This is a genomic window from Comamonas sp. MYb69 (assembly GCF_037479315.1).
Taxonomy (GTDB): domain Bacteria; phylum Pseudomonadota; class Gammaproteobacteria; order Burkholderiales; family Burkholderiaceae_C; genus Comamonas.
In genome coordinates this window covers 1,117-16,442 of record NZ_JBBGZG010000007.1, presented here as the reverse complement: position 1 = coordinate 16,442, position 15,326 = coordinate 1,117, and the positions used below count along the sequence as shown (strand labels likewise).

14 protein-coding genes are annotated in these 15,326 nt (G+C 65.0%); 5 read left to right on the top strand and 9 right to left on the bottom strand.

Features of this window, described 5'->3' with window-relative positions; translation table 11 throughout:
• Positions 1-37: 37 nt before the first annotated feature.
• Both WH303_RS11165 and WH303_RS11160 read right to left on the bottom strand, forming a co-directional pair.
• Positions 38-1,243 (bottom strand): CaiB/BaiF CoA transferase family protein, encoded by a 1,206-nt coding sequence (locus tag WH303_RS11165; protein WP_339518497.1) that lies wholly within the window; start codon positions 1,241-1,243, stop codon positions 38-40.
• A 58-nt stretch (positions 1,244-1,301) separates the two neighbouring features.
• Complete coding sequence (locus WH303_RS11160; RefSeq protein WP_339518496.1) at positions 1,302-2,255, bottom strand: hydroxymethylglutaryl-CoA lyase; 954 nt, start codon at positions 2,253-2,255, stop codon at positions 1,302-1,304.
• A 98-nt stretch (positions 2,256-2,353) separates the two neighbouring features.
• Here WH303_RS11160 and WH303_RS11155 point away from each other — a divergent pair, with 98 nt between their 5' ends.
• The 4 genes from WH303_RS11155 to WH303_RS11140 all read left to right on the top strand — a co-directional run bounded on the left by WH303_RS11155 (position 2,354) and on the right by WH303_RS11140 (position 5,029).
• Positions 2,354-3,256 carry a LysR family transcriptional regulator gene (locus tag WH303_RS11155; RefSeq protein ID WP_021025885.1) on the top strand — a complete coding sequence of 301 codons (903 nt, stop codon included), beginning with the start codon at positions 2,354-2,356 and terminating at the stop codon, positions 3,254-3,256.
• 9 nt (positions 3,257-3,265) lie between these two features.
• Positions 3,266-3,520 (top strand): hypothetical protein, encoded by a 255-nt coding sequence (locus WH303_RS11150; RefSeq protein ID WP_339518495.1) that lies wholly within the window; start codon positions 3,266-3,268, stop codon positions 3,518-3,520.
• A gap of 140 nt (positions 3,521-3,660) precedes the next feature.
• A complete protein-coding gene (locus WH303_RS11145; protein WP_339518494.1) occupies positions 3,661-4,146 on the top strand; it encodes an Rrf2 family transcriptional regulator in 486 nt (161 codons plus the stop codon).
• Positions 4,130-5,029: an NAD(P)/FAD-dependent oxidoreductase gene (locus WH303_RS11140; protein ID WP_339518493.1), complete on the top strand. Its 900-nt coding sequence runs from the start codon at positions 4,130-4,132 to the stop codon at positions 5,027-5,029. The genes WH303_RS11145 and WH303_RS11140 overlap by 17 nt, the downstream gene beginning before the upstream one ends.
• A gap of 70 nt (positions 5,030-5,099) precedes the next feature.
• Here WH303_RS11140 and WH303_RS11135 read toward each other — a convergent pair whose 3' ends face one another.
• The 6 genes from WH303_RS11135 to WH303_RS11110 form a co-directional block, all read right to left on the bottom strand.
• Complete coding sequence (locus WH303_RS11135; protein ID WP_339518491.1) at positions 5,100-6,014, bottom strand: NAD(P)-dependent oxidoreductase; 915 nt, start codon at positions 6,012-6,014, stop codon at positions 5,100-5,102.
• Between the two features lie 53 nt (positions 6,015-6,067).
• Complete coding sequence (locus WH303_RS11130; protein ID WP_339518489.1) at positions 6,068-7,492, bottom strand: aldehyde dehydrogenase family protein; 1,425 nt, start codon at positions 7,490-7,492, stop codon at positions 6,068-6,070.
• Positions 7,493-7,575: 83 nt separating this feature from the next.
• Positions 7,576-8,787 carry an ABC transporter substrate-binding protein gene (locus tag WH303_RS11125; protein ID WP_021025879.1) on the bottom strand — a complete coding sequence of 404 codons (1,212 nt, stop codon included), beginning with the start codon at positions 8,785-8,787 and terminating at the stop codon, positions 7,576-7,578.
• A 68-nt stretch (positions 8,788-8,855) separates the two neighbouring features.
• Positions 8,856-10,334 carry an aldehyde dehydrogenase gene (locus WH303_RS11120; protein WP_021025878.1) on the bottom strand — a complete coding sequence of 493 codons (1,479 nt, stop codon included), beginning with the start codon at positions 10,332-10,334 and terminating at the stop codon, positions 8,856-8,858.
• Between the two features lie 107 nt (positions 10,335-10,441).
• Positions 10,442-11,038, bottom strand: coding sequence for a thiamine pyrophosphate-dependent enzyme (locus tag WH303_RS11115; RefSeq protein WP_021025877.1), 597 nt, complete (start codon positions 11,036-11,038; stop codon positions 10,442-10,444).
• Positions 11,038-11,571 carry a thiamine pyrophosphate-binding protein gene (locus WH303_RS11110; RefSeq protein ID WP_116924003.1) on the bottom strand — a complete coding sequence of 178 codons (534 nt, stop codon included), beginning with the start codon at positions 11,569-11,571 and terminating at the stop codon, positions 11,038-11,040. Before WH303_RS11110 ends, WH303_RS11115 begins: the two co-directional genes overlap by 1 nt.
• A gap of 108 nt (positions 11,572-11,679) precedes the next feature.
• On the opposite strand from WH303_RS11110, the gene WH303_RS11105 reads away from it, so the two are divergent.
• On the top strand, positions 11,680-12,636 hold the full coding sequence (locus tag WH303_RS11105) for a LysR family transcriptional regulator (protein WP_339518485.1): 957 nt from the start codon (positions 11,680-11,682) through the stop codon (positions 12,634-12,636).
• Between the two features lie 61 nt (positions 12,637-12,697).
• Here the strand turns inward: WH303_RS11105 and katG are convergent, their stop codons facing one another.
• Positions 12,698-14,905, bottom strand: a complete 2,208-nt coding sequence (katG, locus tag WH303_RS11100; RefSeq protein WP_021025874.1) for a catalase/peroxidase HPI — start codon at positions 14,903-14,905, stop codon at positions 12,698-12,700.
• Positions 14,906-15,326: the final 421 nt, after the last annotated feature.

The following is a 15,326-nucleotide window of genomic DNA, read 5'->3' as shown; positions in this document are numbered from 1 at the left end:
TGTCTATAAAGGATTGTATGCTCTTATATTAGTAGCATTATGCAGCTGCCTGGGCGGCCTGCATGGCGCTGATCTGCGCGGCGTCGTAGCCCAGGCTGGCCAGCAACTCGGCGGTGTGCTCGCCCAGGCGCGGCGGGTTTTTGCGTACGACCAGGCGCTCACCTGCCATGCGCAGCGGCAGCAAGGCGGTCTGTGCGGTTTGGCCGGCGCGTTCGCCGTCGGTCAGCGTTACCTCTGCCAATCCGCCGGAGGCCTGCAGGTGCGGGTCGTCCAGCAGTTGTTCTGGCTTACTGATGGGGGCGTAGGGCAGAGCGTTGTCTTCAAAGATTTTGGCGACCTGTGCGACATCCATGCGGGTCAGGCGCGCGCGCAGATCGGCGAGCAGGGCCGGGCGCTCACGTACGCGTTCGTTGTTGGTGGTGTAGCGTGGGTTGGCCAGTAGATCGGCCCAGCCAAAGGCCTGGCACATGGTGCGCCACTGGGCATCGCTCACGGCGGCCAAAAAGATCTGCTCGCCGTCTTGGACGGTGAACACGTCGTACACCGACCAGGCCGAGATGCGGTTGGGCATGGGCTCGGCCGCCTCGCCCGTCACGGCGTACTGCATCATGTGCTGGCCGACGAGGAAGACGTTGTTCTCGAACAGCGCCGAGTCAATCTCTTGCCCCTTGCCGGTTTGGGCGCGCTGCATCAGCGCTGCCATGGCGCCGATCGCGCCAAACATGCCGCCCATGATGTCGTTCACGCTGGTGCCCGCGCGCAGCGGGTCGCCGGGGCGGCCCGTCATGTAGGCCAGGCCCCCCATCATCTGGACGACCTCGTCCAGCGCGGTGCGGTGCTCGTACGGCCCGGGCAAAAAGCCGGTGTGGTTCACATAGATCAGGCGCTCGTTCAGCTTGGACAGCGCGGCATAATCCAGGCCGTACTTGGTCATCACGCCGGGCTTGAAGTTTTGCGCCACCACATCGGCAGTGCTGGCCAGGCGAATGGCAGCTTCCAGTCCCTCGGGCTGGCGCAGGTCCAGCGCAATGCTTTTTTTGTTGCGATTGAACATGGGGAAAAAACCGGCGCCCGCACCCAGCAAGTAGCGCGTGCGGTCGCCCTCGACAGGTTCAACCTTGATGACTTCGGCACCCAGGTCGGCCAGCACCATGCCGCAGGTGGGGCCCATGACCATGTGGGTGAATTCGACCACGCGGATTCCGGCGAGTGGGAGCGATGGGGAGAGAGATGGGGTACTCATATTTTGATGGCCACCAGCATGTATGGGGTAAGCGCCAGCGGTTGATTTGGTTTAAAACTTAAGCGCAAATGGCGGTAGAAGCCCGGGGTGCTGCAATCACGCCGGCTTGCCACAGGCTGCCGTGCAGCCGCTCGTTGGGCAGCCAGGCGTGCATGCGTTGGCGCAGCTGCAAAAGGGCGGGAACATCCAGACCCGAATCAATGCCCATGCGCTGCAGCATATAGGCCAGGTCTTCGGTGGTCACATTGCCACTGGCACCCGGTGCATGCGGGCAGCCGCCAATGCCGCCCAGGCAGGCGTCAAAGTGGGTGATGCCGGTTTGCCAGGCCGCATAGGCGTTGGCCAGACCCATGCCGCGGGTGTCGTGAAAATGGGCGGTGCGCAGCCGGTCGCCCACCAGGTTCCGGGCTTTTTCAAACAAACGGCGCACGCTGTCGGGGTCGGCATAGCCCACGGTATCGGCCAGGCTCACATGGTCGGCGCCTGCGTCCAGCAAGGCCTGCATCAGGCGCAGCACCTCGCTTTCGGCCACATCGCCTTGCAGGGTGCAGCCAAAGGCCGTACCCACGCCGCCTTCAATGTGGGCGCGGCTGCCCGCTGCGTCGCGCACTGCGCGGATGCGGGCGACTTCCGCCACGACATCGTCAGGTGTTTTGCGCAGGTTGGCCAGGCTGTGCGCATGGCTGGCTGACAACGGCACGACCATCGACTGCGCGCCCGCTGCCAAGGCGCGCTCGGCGCCTTTGAGGTTGGGGACCAGGACAGAGGCGAGCAAGCCGGGTTTGCTGCAGGCATGGGCGAGAACGGCTTCGGTATCGGCCAGCTGGGGCAGCAGGTGCGCGGGCACCATCGATCCCACCTCCATCTCGCGCATACCGGCGTCGTAGGCGGCGTCAATCCAGGCGCATTTGTCGGCGGTGCTGACGATGCTGGCCAGGCTTTGCAGGCCATCGCGCAGGCCAACTTCGCGGATGCTGGCGCGCCGTGTAGCAAGGGTTGAGGTGGCGGTCATCGTGTCTCCTGGCTTTTGTCGTTGGCTCTGATTTTAGATTTTCCAAAGCATCAGCAATAATCCAATACGGAAGCGGTTTCGTTCCAAAAAGGAAAATCATGTATGACCTGAGTCTGCTGAACCTGCGGCTGTTTGTGCAGGTATGCGAGCAGCGCAGCATTGCCCGTGTGGCGCAGGCCGAGGCGCTGGTGGCATCTGCCATCAGCAAGCGCCTGGCGCAGCTTGAGCACCAGATGGGCGCGCCCTTGTTCATCCGCGAACGGCGCGGCCTGCGCCCCACGGCGGCGGGTGAGACTTTGCTAGAGCATGCGCGCACCATGCTGGCCGCCGCCAACCACATGCAGCAAGAAATGGCGGCCTATAGCAAGGGCGTACAGGGGCAGGTACGGGTATTGGTCACGGCGTCGGTGATGGCCGAATCCTTGGCCGACCATGTCGCAAGTTTTTTGCAGCAACCCGCGCACACCAGTATCCGTGTGACTTTGGAGGAGTGCGTGAGCCCGGATGTGGTGCGCGGCGTGCGCGAAGGGCGTGCGGCCATGGGGATTTGCTGGGACGCAGCCGATTTGAGCGGCCTGCAGACCCAGCCCTATAGCAGCGACCACCTGGCCATTGCGGCCCACAAAAGCCACCCCATCGCACGCATGGCGCAAAGCGCAGCGGTGCACTTCTCTGACGTACTGGACTACGAACATGTCAGCATGCCGGCGTTGAGCGCAGTGCAAATTTTGCTCACCCGCGCCGCCGCACAAGAAGGAAAGGCGCTGCGCCACCGCGTGCACGTCTCCAACTTCGATGCCGCGCTGCGCGTGGTCCAGGCCAACCTGGCGATCAGCGTGGTGCCGCGCGAAGTGGCACTGAGCTTTGCCGCCAACACGGATGTTCGGGTGATTCCGCTGGCGGACAGCTGGGCGAAGCGGCAGTTTGCGATCAGCTACCGGGACGCAGCCTTGCTGTCGTCGGCGGCCAAGGCTTTGTTGAACCATTTGGCGGCGCAGTAGCCGCAGGCCTTGCAGGGCAAGGCGACGGGCGAGACCTTCCATAGGGCGGGCAAGACCGACATTCTCCTGGGCGAGGGCGACCGCAACGCCTTCATCGCAGAGTGCAAGTTCTGGAAGGGGCCAAAAGCCTTCGGTGAGGCCAGTGACCAGCGGCTTGGCTGCACCACGTGGCGCGATAGCAAGACCGCGATCCTCGTTTTCAATCCGCAGCCCCTGCACACCCTCTGGCTGAGCTCAAAACGCGCCGAGTTCAAACTTCCGTGAGAAAAATTCAAAACGCATGGAGAGCCGACAAAAACTTGCAAGGTCGATAGAAATGACGACAAGCGCTTGACCTTAGCGGGGGTAATGGTTCTCTGCGGAGCCGCTGGCACGGATTCATCTCATGTAACTACAATAGTTGCATGAAACACAACAGCCAGTTTTCCGATGTTCTGCATGTGCTGCTGCACCTGGCCGAGGCGCAGGCGCCGCTGACCTCCGAGGTCTTGGCGCAGACCATGGACACCAACCCGGTGGTGCTGCGGCGCCTGATGGCCGGCTTGCGCGATGCGGGCATGGTCTCGTCCGGCAAGGGCCATGGGGGCGGCTGGCTGATTGCACCCGGCTGGGGCGAGACGACGCTGCGCGATATCCACCGGGCGCTGGGCGCGCCGGCGCTGGTGTCGCTGGGCTTTCGCGAGGACCACCCCGAATGCCTGGTTGCGCAGGTGGTCAACAGCTCGCTGCGCAGCGCCATGCAGCAGGCCGAGGCCTCGCTGCTGGCCCAGCTGGGCAGCATCACCCTGGCCCAGCTGTCTGCCCAGATCGGCGCTTCGCTGCGCGCGCACCGGCTGGCCAAAACATCCACCCCCCACCGTATAGAGGACCACCATGGACATTCACACTGATTTCGCCATCGTCGGCGGCAGCTACGCAGGCATGTCGGCCGCCTTGCAACTGGCACGGGCGCGCCGCCAGGTCACCGTCATCGATGCAGGCCTGCGCCGTAACCGCTTTGTGGACGAGGCGGGCAGCACTTCGCATGGCTTTTTGTCGCGCGACGGCATGGCGCCTGCCCAGCTGTGGCAAGAGGCGCGTGCGCAATTGCTGCAATACCCGACCGTGCGCTGGATCGAAGGTGAGGCCCGGCAAGCCCGGGTGCTTCCCAGCGGCGAGCTGGCCTTGGAGGTGGGCGGCCAGTTGTTGGTGGCGCGCCGCCTGGTGCTGGCCACTGGGGTGCGCGATGAACTGCCCGCCGTGCCGGGCCTCGCCGAGCGCTGGGGCCGCAGCGTGTTCCATTGCCCGTACTGCCATGGCTATGAGGTGGGAGGCGGCGCGATTGGTGTGATTGCTGCCTCACCGCTGGCCCAGCACCATGCACTGATGCTGCCCGATTGGGGCCCGACCACCTTGTTCCTCAACGGCGTCTATGCGCCGACGCAGGCGGATCTGGCCGATTTCGCCCGGCGCGGCACCCAGATCGAGGCCACGCCGGTGCTGCGCATTGATGGCTTTGCGGATGTGGTGCTGGCCGATGGCCGGACCTTGGCTATGCAGGGCCTGTTCACGCAGCCCCGCACCACACCCGCGAGCCCGGTGGCGCAGCAGCTCGGTTGTGTGCTGGCCGATGGCCCGATGGGCCCCTATGTGCAGGTGGATGCCATGCAGCAGACCAGTGTGGCCAATGTGTTTGCCTGCGGCGATGCCGCGCGTGCAGCGGGCAGCATTGCGCTGTCGGTCGCGGATGGGGCGATGGCCGGGGTGGCCGCGCACCGTGCCTCGATGCTCTGAGCCAACGTCCCGATGCGGAAAAATGCCCCTGGGGGCGTTTGTTCTTGGGCGGCTTGCAGCTGTTTGGCGATCAGCTGGGCTTCCAACCTTCGGGCACGCGGGGCCGCTCGATCTTGGCCAGCTCACAGACCACATCGGCGATGCCCGAGAAATCAATGCCGCCAAACTGGCTGGCACGCGCCAGGCTGAAGGATTCATGCACGGCAGCGGCGACGGGCATCGGCACGCGCGCGGCATGTGCGGCGCTGATGACCAGCGACAAATCCTTGTGCGCCAGATCGATGGTAAAGCCCGGCGAGGTGTCGCCAGCCAGCACCTTGTTGGGAAAGTTCATGCGCAGCTGGCCATTGTTGGCCGAGGTGCCCAACAGCACCTGCAGGGTCTTGCTGATATCGAGCCCAAAGCGCTGCGACAGGGCCAGCGCCTCGGCATTGACCTGGCACAAGGTGATGGCCACATAGTTGTTGACCAGCTTGGTGCGCCCGCCCGCGCCGACCGGGCCGCAGTGGTAGGTGGTGGTGCCCATGGCATCGAGCAGGGGCTTGACCTTGGCGAAATCGGCGTCGCTCGCGCCCACCATGAACAGGCTCTCGCCCCGGTCGGCATGCTCGGCCAGGCGCCCCACGGGCGCGTCCACCACCGTCATCTGGCGGCCGGCGGCTGCTTTGCTGAGCCGGTCGGTGGCGAGCGGGTCAATGGTGCTCATGTCCAGCAGAATGGTGCCTGGCAGCGCATTGGCAAAGATGCCATCGGCGCCCTGGGCGATTTGCTCAACCTCGACCGAGGACGGCAGCATGGTGATGACCACCGAGCAGCGGCGTGCAATCTCTGGCACCGTGGCGGCCTCTGCGCCCAGTGCTACCAGGGCCTGCACGGCCTCGGGGTTGAGGTCGGCCACCAACAGGCTGAAGCCTTTTTTCTGCAGATTGGCGGCCATGGAACGGCCCATGCGTCCCAGGCCGATAAAACCGATGCTGTCTGTCATGCTGAAGGTCTCCTGCGAAATGTTCTAAGTGGGATGGGGAATGGAAAGAGGGCTCAGTACGCGATGTAGGCCGTCTTGGTACTGGTGTAGAAATCGACTGCGTAGCGCCCTTGCTCGCGCGGCCCGTAGCTGGAGGCGCGCGTGCCGCCAAAGGGCACGTGGTAGTCCAGCCCGGCGGTGGGCAGGTTGACCATGGCCAGCCCGCTGCGCACATGCAGGCGGAAGTGGTTGGCTGCGCGCAGCGAGGTGGTGCAGATGCCGGCCGAGAGGCCAAAGCGCGTGTCGTTGGCGGTGGCCAGTGCCTCGTCGTAGTCGGCCACCTTGATGACGCTGGCGACCGGGCCAAAAATCTCTTCCTGGTTGATGCGCATCGCGTTGTGGGTTGCGGTGAGCAGGGCGGGCCGCACAAAGTAGCCCGGGGTCGCCGCCTGCACTGGCGTGCCGCCTTCGACCAGCTCGGCGCCTTCGCGCTTGCCCAGGTCCAGGTAGTGCTGGATCTTGTCGAACTGCGATTGGTTGATGACCGGGCCGATCTGCGTGGCCTTGTCCAGGCTGTTGCCGACGACCATGGCACGCATGCGCGCCGTCAGCGCCTCGACAAAGCGGTCATGGATCCGTTCGGTGACGATCAGGCGGCTCGATGCTGTGCAGCGCTGGCCGGCCGAGAAGAAGGCGCCGTTGAGCGCGCATTCCACGGCTACATCCAGGTCGGCATCATCGAGCACCACCAGCGGGTTCTTGCCGCCCATCTCCAGCTGCAGGCGGATCATCTCGCCGATGGCGGTCTGCGCAATGCTCTGGCCTACATGCACGCTGCCGGTGAAGGACACCGCATCGACGCCGCTGAGCAAGCCTTGCGCCGCATGCTTGCCGCTGCCGTTGACCAGGTTGGCCACGCCCGGCAGCAGGCCTTCCTCATCCAGAATGCGAAAGAGCGCATGGGCTACGCCAGGCGTGTATTCCGAGGGCTTGAGCACCACGGTGTTGCCAAAGGCCAGCGCCGGGGCAATCTTCCAGGCGGGGATGGCGATCGGAAAGTTCCAGGGCGTGATCAGGCTCACGACGCCCAGCGCATGGCGGCTGATCTGCACGCCGATGTCCGGCCGCACCGACGGCAGGCTCTCGCCGCCATAGCGCAGGCATTCGCCGGCAAAGAACTGGAAGATCTGCGCCGCGCGCACCACCTCGCCCAGGCCTTCGGCCAAGGTCTTGCCCGCTTCGCGCGAGACCAGCAGGCCCAGGCTGTCCTTTTGCGCCATCATCTGGTTGGCCACGCGCTGCAAAAAGTCCGAGCGCATCTGCGTGGTGGTGTGCTGCCAGCGCCCAAAAGCGGCGCGCGCAGCGGCCACGGCCTGCTGCATCTGCGCGGCATCGGCCGCGGCATACTCGCCCACCAGGTCTCGCGTGTCGGAGGGGTTCCAGCTCTGGATGGTGCTCGCGCCCGCCAGCCACTGGCCATTGATCAGGTTCTCGTTCATGTCTCACTCTCAAGGCAATAGGTGGCGCTGCGCGCATGGTGGGCGCGCAGCGCAGTCAGTCGGAAAGCGGGAGCCAGCGGGCTTCAGGCCGCAGGCTTGAGCAGCGGGCAGGCACCTTCCTTCGATGGTGCATAGGCCTTGTCGCCCGGGATGGTGCTGACCACCTTGTAGTAGTCCCAGGGTTTGGTCGACTCGGCCGGCTTTTTGACCTGCATCAGGTACATGTCATGCACCATCGCACCATCGGCGCGGATGTAACCCTTGGCAAACATGTCGTCGATGGGCAGCGACTTGAGTGCGGCCATCACCTGGTCGGGCTCGGTGCTGCCGGCCTTTTGCACGGCCTTCAAGTAGGTGGTGGTGGCCGAGTAGTCGCCCGCCTGGAAGGTGGTGGGCATCTTCTTGTTCTTGTCGTAGAAGCGCTGCGAGAATGCGCGCGAGGCATCGCTCATGTCCCAGTACCAGCCTTCGGTCAGGTACATGCCGCCGGTGGTGCCCAGGCCCAGGCTGTGGATGTCGGTGATGAAGGCCATCAGCGCGGCCACGTTCATCTTCTTGTCGATGCCAAACTCTTTGGCTGTCTTGATGGCGTTGATGGTGTCGCCGCCGCCATTGGCCAGGCCCATTACCTTGGCGCCCGAGCTTTGCGCCTTCATCACATAGGACGAGAAATCGGAGGTGCTGAGCGGATGGCGGATCGCGCCCACCACATTGCCGCCGGTTTGCTTGACGACATTGATCGCGGCCTGCTCCATCGAGTGGCCAAAGGCGTAGTCCGAGGTGAGGAAGTACCAGTCCTTGTAGCCCTGGCCCACCAGTGCGGCGGCCGTGCCGCGTGCCTGGGCCGAGGTAGAGTAGGTGTAGCGCACCATATAGGGCTGGCAGGCCTCTTCGGTCAGCGAATCGGCACCGGCGCCGGCGCTGATGAACACCTTTTTCTTGTCCTTGGACAGGTTGCTGATCGCCAGCGACACGGCCGAGTTGGAGCCTCCGATGATCAGGTCGACATTGTCGTTGTCCCACCATTGGCGCGCCTTCGATGCGGCGATGTCGGCCTTGTTCTGGTGGTCGGCCGAGATGATCTCGATCTTGCGCCCCAGCACCTCGCCGCCAAAATCGGCCACGGCCATGCGGATCGCGTCCAGGCCACCGGGCCCGTCAAAGTCCGAGTACAGACCCGACATGTCGGTGATGAAGGCGATCTTGACCTTGTCGGGTGCGGCCTGGGCGCCGCTGGCGAGCAGGGCGGCCACCGCCAGGGCGGCGGCGGTCAGGGGTCCTTGTGCTTTTCTCATGGTTTTGTCTCCTAGAGCTGTTGGACGAAGGGCCTGCGGTGCTCTGTGTCACCTGCTAGGCGCGGGAACTAACGCAGTACAAAGGGGTTGCTGGTGGTCGCTCCGCTGTTGATCCAGACCGACTTGGTCTGCAGGTATTCGTAGATCGCGCTCTGGCCGTTTTCGCGGCCCAGGCCCGAATCCTTGTAGCCGCCAAAGGGCGCCATAAAGCTGACGGCGCGGTAGGTGTTGACCCAGACCGTGCCCGCCTGCAGGCGCTCGGACATGCGCAGCGCGCGGCCGATGTCGCTGGTCCAGACGGCTGCGGCCAGGCCAAAGCGCACATCGTTGGCAATGCGCAGCGCATCGGCCTCGTCGTCAAAGGGGATGACCGAGAGCACCGGGCCAAACACCTCTTCCTGTGCAATGCGCATGCCGTTGTGTACGCCAGTGAGGATGGTGGGCTCGATGAACCAGCCCTTGCCGCATTCGGCGCGCGTGGCCTTGGCGCCGCCCAGCACCACCCGGGCCCCTTCGGCCTTGGCAATGTCGATATAGGACAGCACTTTCTCGTACTGGGGCAGGGTGGTGACCGGTCCCACCTGGGTCTCCAGGCTCATCGGGTCGCCCATGCGGGCGGTGGCGGCAAAGGCCACCAGGCGCTCGACAAAGGCATCGTGGATGCTGCGCTGAACCAGCAGGCGCGAGCCGGCAATGCAGGTCTGGCCCGTGGCGGCAAAGATGCCCGAGATGGCGCCATACATGGCCTGCTCCAGGTCGGCATCGGCAAACACGATGTTGGGCGATTTGCCGCCCAGCTCCATCGAGGCGTGCTTGAGCTGGCCGGCGGCTGCCTGGTTGATGGCGCGGCCCGTCACATCGGAGCCGGTGAAACTGACCTTGGCGACCAGTGGGTGCGCCACCAGGGCGCTGCCGACCTGCGCGCCATAGCCGGTGACCACATTGAACACGCCGGGCGGAAAGCCAGCCTCGTTGAACAGCTCGGCAAACTCCAGGGTCGAGGCCGAGGTGAACTCGGACGGCTTGACCACCACCGTGCAGCCAGCTGCCAGCGCCGGCGCAATCTTCCAGGCGAGCAGGAATAGCGGGGAGTTCCAGGGCGTGATGGCAGCCACCACGCCCAGCGGCTCATGGCGGGTAAAGGCGAAATAGCCTTTCTTGTCCAGCGGCAAGGTGGCCCCTTGCACCTTGTCGGCCAGGCCGCCGTAGTAGTGGAACCACTGCGGGATGTACTGCAGCTGGCCGCGCATCTCGGCGAACAGCTTGCCGTTGTCCATTACTTCGGTGCGGGCGAGCTTCTCGGCATCGCGCTCGATCAAGCTGCCGAGCTTGCGCAGCAGTGCGCCGCGCTCGGTCGCGCTCAGCTGCGGCCAGGCACCACTGCTGAACGCGGTGTGCGCCGCCTGCACGGCCGCCTCGACATCGGCGGCGCTGCCATCGGGTATTTCGGCCCAGGCCTCGCCCGTGTAGGGGTTGAGGCTGGCAATCCATTGGCCGCTGGCGGGGGGCTGGGCCTGGCCGGCAATCTGAAGGGAGTAGCGTTTCATGGCAAAGGGCGTTCGAGGGCTGCGGGCAGCTTGGGGCGGTGCTGGAGAGGGCTGGCTAGTGCTGGATAGAGCTGAGAAGGGATGCCGGCCGGCATCCCTGCCAAAGGCTAGAACGGCTGCAGGCCCAGCGCGCTGCGAAAGCGGTTCTTGATAAAAGGGCCATCGCGCGGCGGCAGCGCGCGGGGCGGCTCATCGGCATGGATCAGCGCCTGCACAAAGGTGGTGGCCTTGCGGGCGTTGATATGCGCGGCCAGCGCATCGGCTTCGTCCAAGGTGCGCAGCTGCTGCACCTGGGCAATGCCAAAGCCGCGCGCCACGGCCACCAGGTCGGTGCCCAGGCTGCTATGGCTTTTTTGCATGCCGGTCTCGCCGTAGTGGCCGTTGTCCAGCACGACGATGCTGAGGTTGGCAGGCGACTTGGCGGCAATCGTGGCCAGGCTGCCAATGCCCATCATCTGCTCGCCGTCGCCGGTGATGACCACCACCGGGCGTGCGGGCTGGGCCAGCGCAATGCCCAGCGCCACCGATGAGGCACCGCCCATCGCGCCCCACAAGTAGTAGTTGTGGTCGCGGTCACCGGCGGCAAACACATCGTAGGAGGCCGAGCCCAGGCCGGTGACGACCAGCGCCTCGGGGGTCTTGGCCAGCAGGCGCGCCACAAACAGGCGGCGGTCCATCGCAGCGGAATTCTCGCGGGTCTGCATTACTTTCTCTCCCATTTCTTGCGGCCGATCACGTCCTGGCCAATCAGCACGGCGATGCGGGCGCCGGCCATGAAGGCGCCATCAAGCGCTGCGCTGACGACCTCTTGTGCATCTTCGGGGCGGCGCACGCGCATCACATGGATGCCCATCAGCTCCATCGCCGCCTGCGTGGCCCGACCCATCGGCGCTTGCCAGGGGTTGAACTCGGCGTACTCGCCGCGCATCGTGACGATGGTGACAAAGGGGATGTCGGCGGCGCTGAGCAGCGAGAACATGTTGATGCAGTTGCCGACACCGCTGCTTTGCATCAGCAGCACGGCGCGCTGGCCGCCCAGCCAGGCGCCCGCGGCCACGGCCACGCCTTCTTCTTCGGTGGTCAGCGCTACATCGGTGATCTCGGGATCGGCGATCGCGCTCTTGATGACATAGGCGTGGCCGGCATCGGGCACATAGGCCACTTGCTGCACGCCGGCATCCTTGATGGCCTGAAAAATGTCTTTTTGCCAGGGAGGTGGGTTGGGGTTGGCGTTCATCTGCTTTCCGTTTTGTGAACCAGTGAAGGCATCATAAAATGTGATGATGTGATTTGAACAATCACCATTTCTGATACCACTATCACGCAATCTGATCGAGGCTGCAGCATGGATTTCAAGCAACTCAAGGCCTTTTTGACCGTCGCCGACACCGGCAGCGTGACCCGCGCATCGGAGCTGCTGCATGTGGTGCAGCCGGCGGTGTCGCGCCAGCTGAAGCTGCTGGAGGAAGACCTGGGCTGCGCGCTGTTTGAGCGCGAGCGCCATGGCATGGTGCTGACCGAGCAGGGCCAGGAGCTGGCGAGCTACGCACGCCGCGCCTTTGGCGAGCTGGAAAAAGCGCGGCTGCAGCTGGCCGGCACGCAGGAAGAGGTGACGGGTCTCGTCACCATTGGCCTCTTGCCCAGCACCTGCGATGTGGTCTCCAGTGCGCTGGTCGCCGCGCTGGCCAGCCGCTACCCGGGCATCAAGCTGCGCCTGACGGTCGCCTATGCCGGCACGCTCAGGCCCTGGCTGGCCAGCGGCCAGGTCGATGTGGCCTTGCTGTACGCGGCCGAGAAGCAGCCCGATCTGGTGCTGGAGCCGCTCATCGAAGAGGAGCTGTGGGGTTTGGGCCCCAAGGGTTGCGGCATGGCTGGCGCTAAGGCCGTGCGCATGGCCGATATGGCGGGCCGGGCGCTGGTGCTGCCCAGCAACCCGCATGGGATTCGCCTGCTGGTGGAACATGCCTGCGCGCTGGAGAACCTGCAGCTCAACATCTGCGTGGAGACCGATGCGCTGCCGGTGCAGCGCAGCGTGGTGATCGATGGCCTGGGCTACACCATCTTGCCGCCGATTGCGGTGGTCAGCGACCTGGCCGCCGGCAGGCTGGAGGGCGCGCCCTTGACCGAGCCCGAGCTCAAGCGGGTAATTGCGCTGGCCTACGCGGCCAACCGCAGCATGACCAGGCCGGTGCGCGCCACCTTGGCGGTGCTGCGCGAGATTTTGGCGGCGGCCGTTGCCTCGGGCGGCTGGCCCAGCGGCAAATGGCTGGGCGCTGCAGCGGCCAAGGCGAGCCCACCATGAAAAATGCCCGCCCATCCCTGCGGCAGGGATGGGCGGGCGCCTTTGAGTGGGGCAGGGAGGCTTACTTCAGGTCAAAGCGGTCCAGCTCCATCACCTTGGTCCAGGCGGCGACAAAGTCCTTGACCATTTTTTCCTTGGCGCCGGTCTGGGCATAGACCTCGGCCACGGCGCGCAGGATGGCGTTGGAGCCAAAGACCAGGTCGGCGCGGCTGGCCGTCCAGCGCTGGGCACCGCTCTTGCGGTCGACGCCGACAAAGCTGCCGTCCTCCTGAGGCTTCCACTGCGTGCCCATGTCTAGCAGGTGCACAAAGAAGTCATTGCTCAAGGTGCCGGGCTTGGCCGTCAGCACGCCTTGCTGGTTGCCTGCGGTGTTGATGTTGATAGCGCGCAGCCCGCCGACCAGCACCGTGAGCTCCGGCGCGGTCAAGGTCAGCAGCTGGGCCTTGTCGATCAGCAGCGCCTCGGCCGGCGCGGCAAAGCGGCCTTGCAGGTGGTTGCGGAAACCGTCTGCCTTGGGCTCCAGGTACTGGAAGGATGCGGCATCGGTTTGCTCGGCCGTGGCATCGCTGCGGCCAGCATGGAAGGGCACGGTGGCAGGCACACCGGCATCGGCAGCGGCCTTTTCGACGCCGGCATTGCCCGCCAGCACAATCAGGTCGGCCAGCGAGATGCGCTTGTCGCCATCGGCGGCCTTGTTGAAGCTGCGCTGAATGCCTTCGAGCACGCCCAGCACCTTGGCCAGCTGCTCGGGTTGGTTCACCTCCCAGTCCTTTTGCGGGGCCAAGCGGATGCGGGCACCATTGGCGCCGCCGCGCATGTCCGAGCCGCGGTAGGTCGAGGCCGAGGCCCAGGCCGTGCCCACCAGCTCCTGCACCGTCAGGCCCGATGCCAGCACCTGCGCCTTGAGGCTGGCCACATCATCGGCATTGACCAGCGGGTGGTTGACTGCTGGGATCGGGTCTTGCCAGACCAGCTCTTCCTTTGGCACTTCCGGGCCCAGGTAGCGGCTGCGCGGGCCCATGTCGCGGTGGGTCAGCTTGAACCAGGCGCGGGCAAAGGCTTCGGCAAAGGCCTGGGGATTTTCCAGAAAACGGCGCGAGATCTTTTCATAGGCCGGGTCCTGGCGCAGCGACAGGTCGGTGGTCAGCATGGTGGGCTTTTTGTTCGGGCCGCCATGCGCATCGGGGATGACGTCGGGCGCATCCTTGGCCACCCATTGGATCGCGCCGGCAGGGCTTTTCTCCTGCACCCATTCGTACTTGAACAGGTTCTCGAAGAAGAAATTGCTCCACTGTGCGGGGGTCTGCGTCCAGGTCACTTCGAGGCCCGAGGTGATCGCATCGCGCCCCGAGCCGGAGCCAAAGCTGCTGGTCCAGCCCAGGCCCTGGGCTTCGATGCCATCGGCTTCGGGCTCGGCGCCCACATGGCTCGCTTCCCCAGCGCCATGGGTCTTGCCAAAGGTGTGGCCGCCGGCGATCAGGGCCACGGTTTCTTCATCGTCCATCGCCATGCGGGCAAAGGTCTCGCGGATGTCGCGTGCCGCCGAGATCGGGTCGCCGTTGCCGTCCGGGCCTTCGGGGTTCACATAGATCAGGCCCATCTGCACGGCAGCGAGCGGGTTTTCCAGGTCGCGCTCACCGCTGTAGCGGCTGTTGGCCTTGTCGCTGGTGGCCAGCCATTCCTTCTCGGCGCCCCAGTACACATCCTGGTCGGGTGCCCAGGTGTCGACGCGGCCACCGGCAAAACCAAAGGTGCGAAAGCCCATGGTTTCCAGCGCGACGTTGCCGCACAGGATCATCAGATCGCCCCAGGAGAGTTGGTTGCCGTATTTTTGCTTGATGGGCCACAGCAGGCGGCGCGACTTGTCGATATTGACGTTGTCCGGCCAGCTGTTGAGCGGTGCAAAGCGCTGCTGCGCGCGGCCTGCGCCGCCCCGGCCATCCTGTACGCGGTAGGTGCCAGCGGCATGCCAGGCCATGCGGATGAACTGCGGACCATAGTGGCCAAAGTCGGCGGGCCACCAGTCCTGCGAGTCGGTCATGACGGCGCGCAGGTCGCGCTTGACGGCTTCGTAATCGAGCTTCTTGAATTCGTCGGCGTAGTTGAAGTCTGCGCCCAGTGGGTTGTTGTCAGGATGGTGCTGGCTGAGCAGGTCCACACGCAGCTGGTTGGGCCACCAGCTTTGGCTGGTCGTCCCATTGCCTTGGGCAGCCGTCTCGCTGTTGCGTGCAGTAGCGCTGTGAAAGGGGCACTTGGATTCTGTGGTCATGTGGGGTTCTCCGGTTCAAGCTGACGGGACGCCAGATACCGCGCGGGTATCCGAAAGAAGGAAATTCCGATGAATATACCGGTTTCCATGGTTTTTTATTATGAACGCCTTGGGTCTGCCCAGCACGCTTGCGCCGATTGAATATCCGCAACGCGGTGATTGAGAAAAATCACACACACCGCAGTCGCGCGGCGCGGACGGGCGCAAGAGAAGGCAGACAGGGGCCATTACAGCATTGCTTCCCAAGCCATGGCCGTCAGACAATGCCTACATGCGTTCGCGCCGATCAGGCGGCATGGGGGGGGCGGGGGCCCCCCCCGGCGGGGGGGGCCCCGCCCCACCATGTACCGGGGGGGTTTTGGAAAAAAGCGCAGGGCCCCGGGCCCCCCCCCCCCCGGCGGGGGGGGGGGGGGGGGGGCGC

What these genes read in the sequence shown, in the direction of transcription:
- WH303_RS11130 (WP_339518489.1), bottom strand. Translation starts at nt 7,492, where the DNA reads ATGAACGAGAACCTGATCAATGGCCAGTGGCTGGCGGGCGCGAGCACC.
- WH303_RS11105 (WP_339518485.1), top strand. Translation starts at nt 11,680, where the DNA reads ATGGATTTCAAGCAACTCAAGGCCTTTTTGACCGTCGCCGACACCGGC.
- WH303_RS11155 (WP_021025885.1), top strand. Translation starts at nt 2,354, where the DNA reads ATGTATGACCTGAGTCTGCTGAACCTGCGGCTGTTTGTGCAGGTATGC.
- WH303_RS11125 (WP_021025879.1), bottom strand. Translation starts at nt 8,787, where the DNA reads ATGAGAAAAGCACAAGGACCCCTGACCGCCGCCGCCCTGGCGGTGGCC.
- katG (WP_021025874.1), bottom strand. Translation starts at nt 14,905, where the DNA reads ATGACCACAGAATCCAAGTGCCCCTTTCACAGCGCTACTGCACGCAAC.
- WH303_RS11115 (WP_021025877.1), bottom strand. Translation starts at nt 11,038, where the DNA reads ATGCAGACCCGCGAGAATTCCGCTGCGATGGACCGCCGCCTGTTTGTG.
- WH303_RS11110 (WP_116924003.1), bottom strand. Translation starts at nt 11,571, where the DNA reads ATGAACGCCAACCCCAACCCACCTCCCTGGCAAAAAGACATTTTTCAG.
- WH303_RS11140 (WP_339518493.1), top strand. Translation starts at nt 4,130, where the DNA reads ATGGACATTCACACTGATTTCGCCATCGTCGGCGGCAGCTACGCAGGC.
- WH303_RS11160 (WP_339518496.1), bottom strand. Translation starts at nt 2,255, where the DNA reads ATGACCGCCACCTCAACCCTTGCTACACGGCGCGCCAGCATCCGCGAA.
- WH303_RS11135 (WP_339518491.1), bottom strand. Translation starts at nt 6,014, where the DNA reads ATGACAGACAGCATCGGTTTTATCGGCCTGGGACGCATGGGCCGTTCC.
- WH303_RS11145 (WP_339518494.1), top strand. Translation starts at nt 3,661, where the DNA reads ATGAAACACAACAGCCAGTTTTCCGATGTTCTGCATGTGCTGCTGCAC.
- WH303_RS11120 (WP_021025878.1), bottom strand. Translation starts at nt 10,334, where the DNA reads ATGAAACGCTACTCCCTTCAGATTGCCGGCCAGGCCCAGCCCCCCGCC.
- WH303_RS11165 (WP_339518497.1), bottom strand. Translation starts at nt 1,243, where the DNA reads ATGAGTACCCCATCTCTCTCCCCATCGCTCCCACTCGCCGGAATCCGC.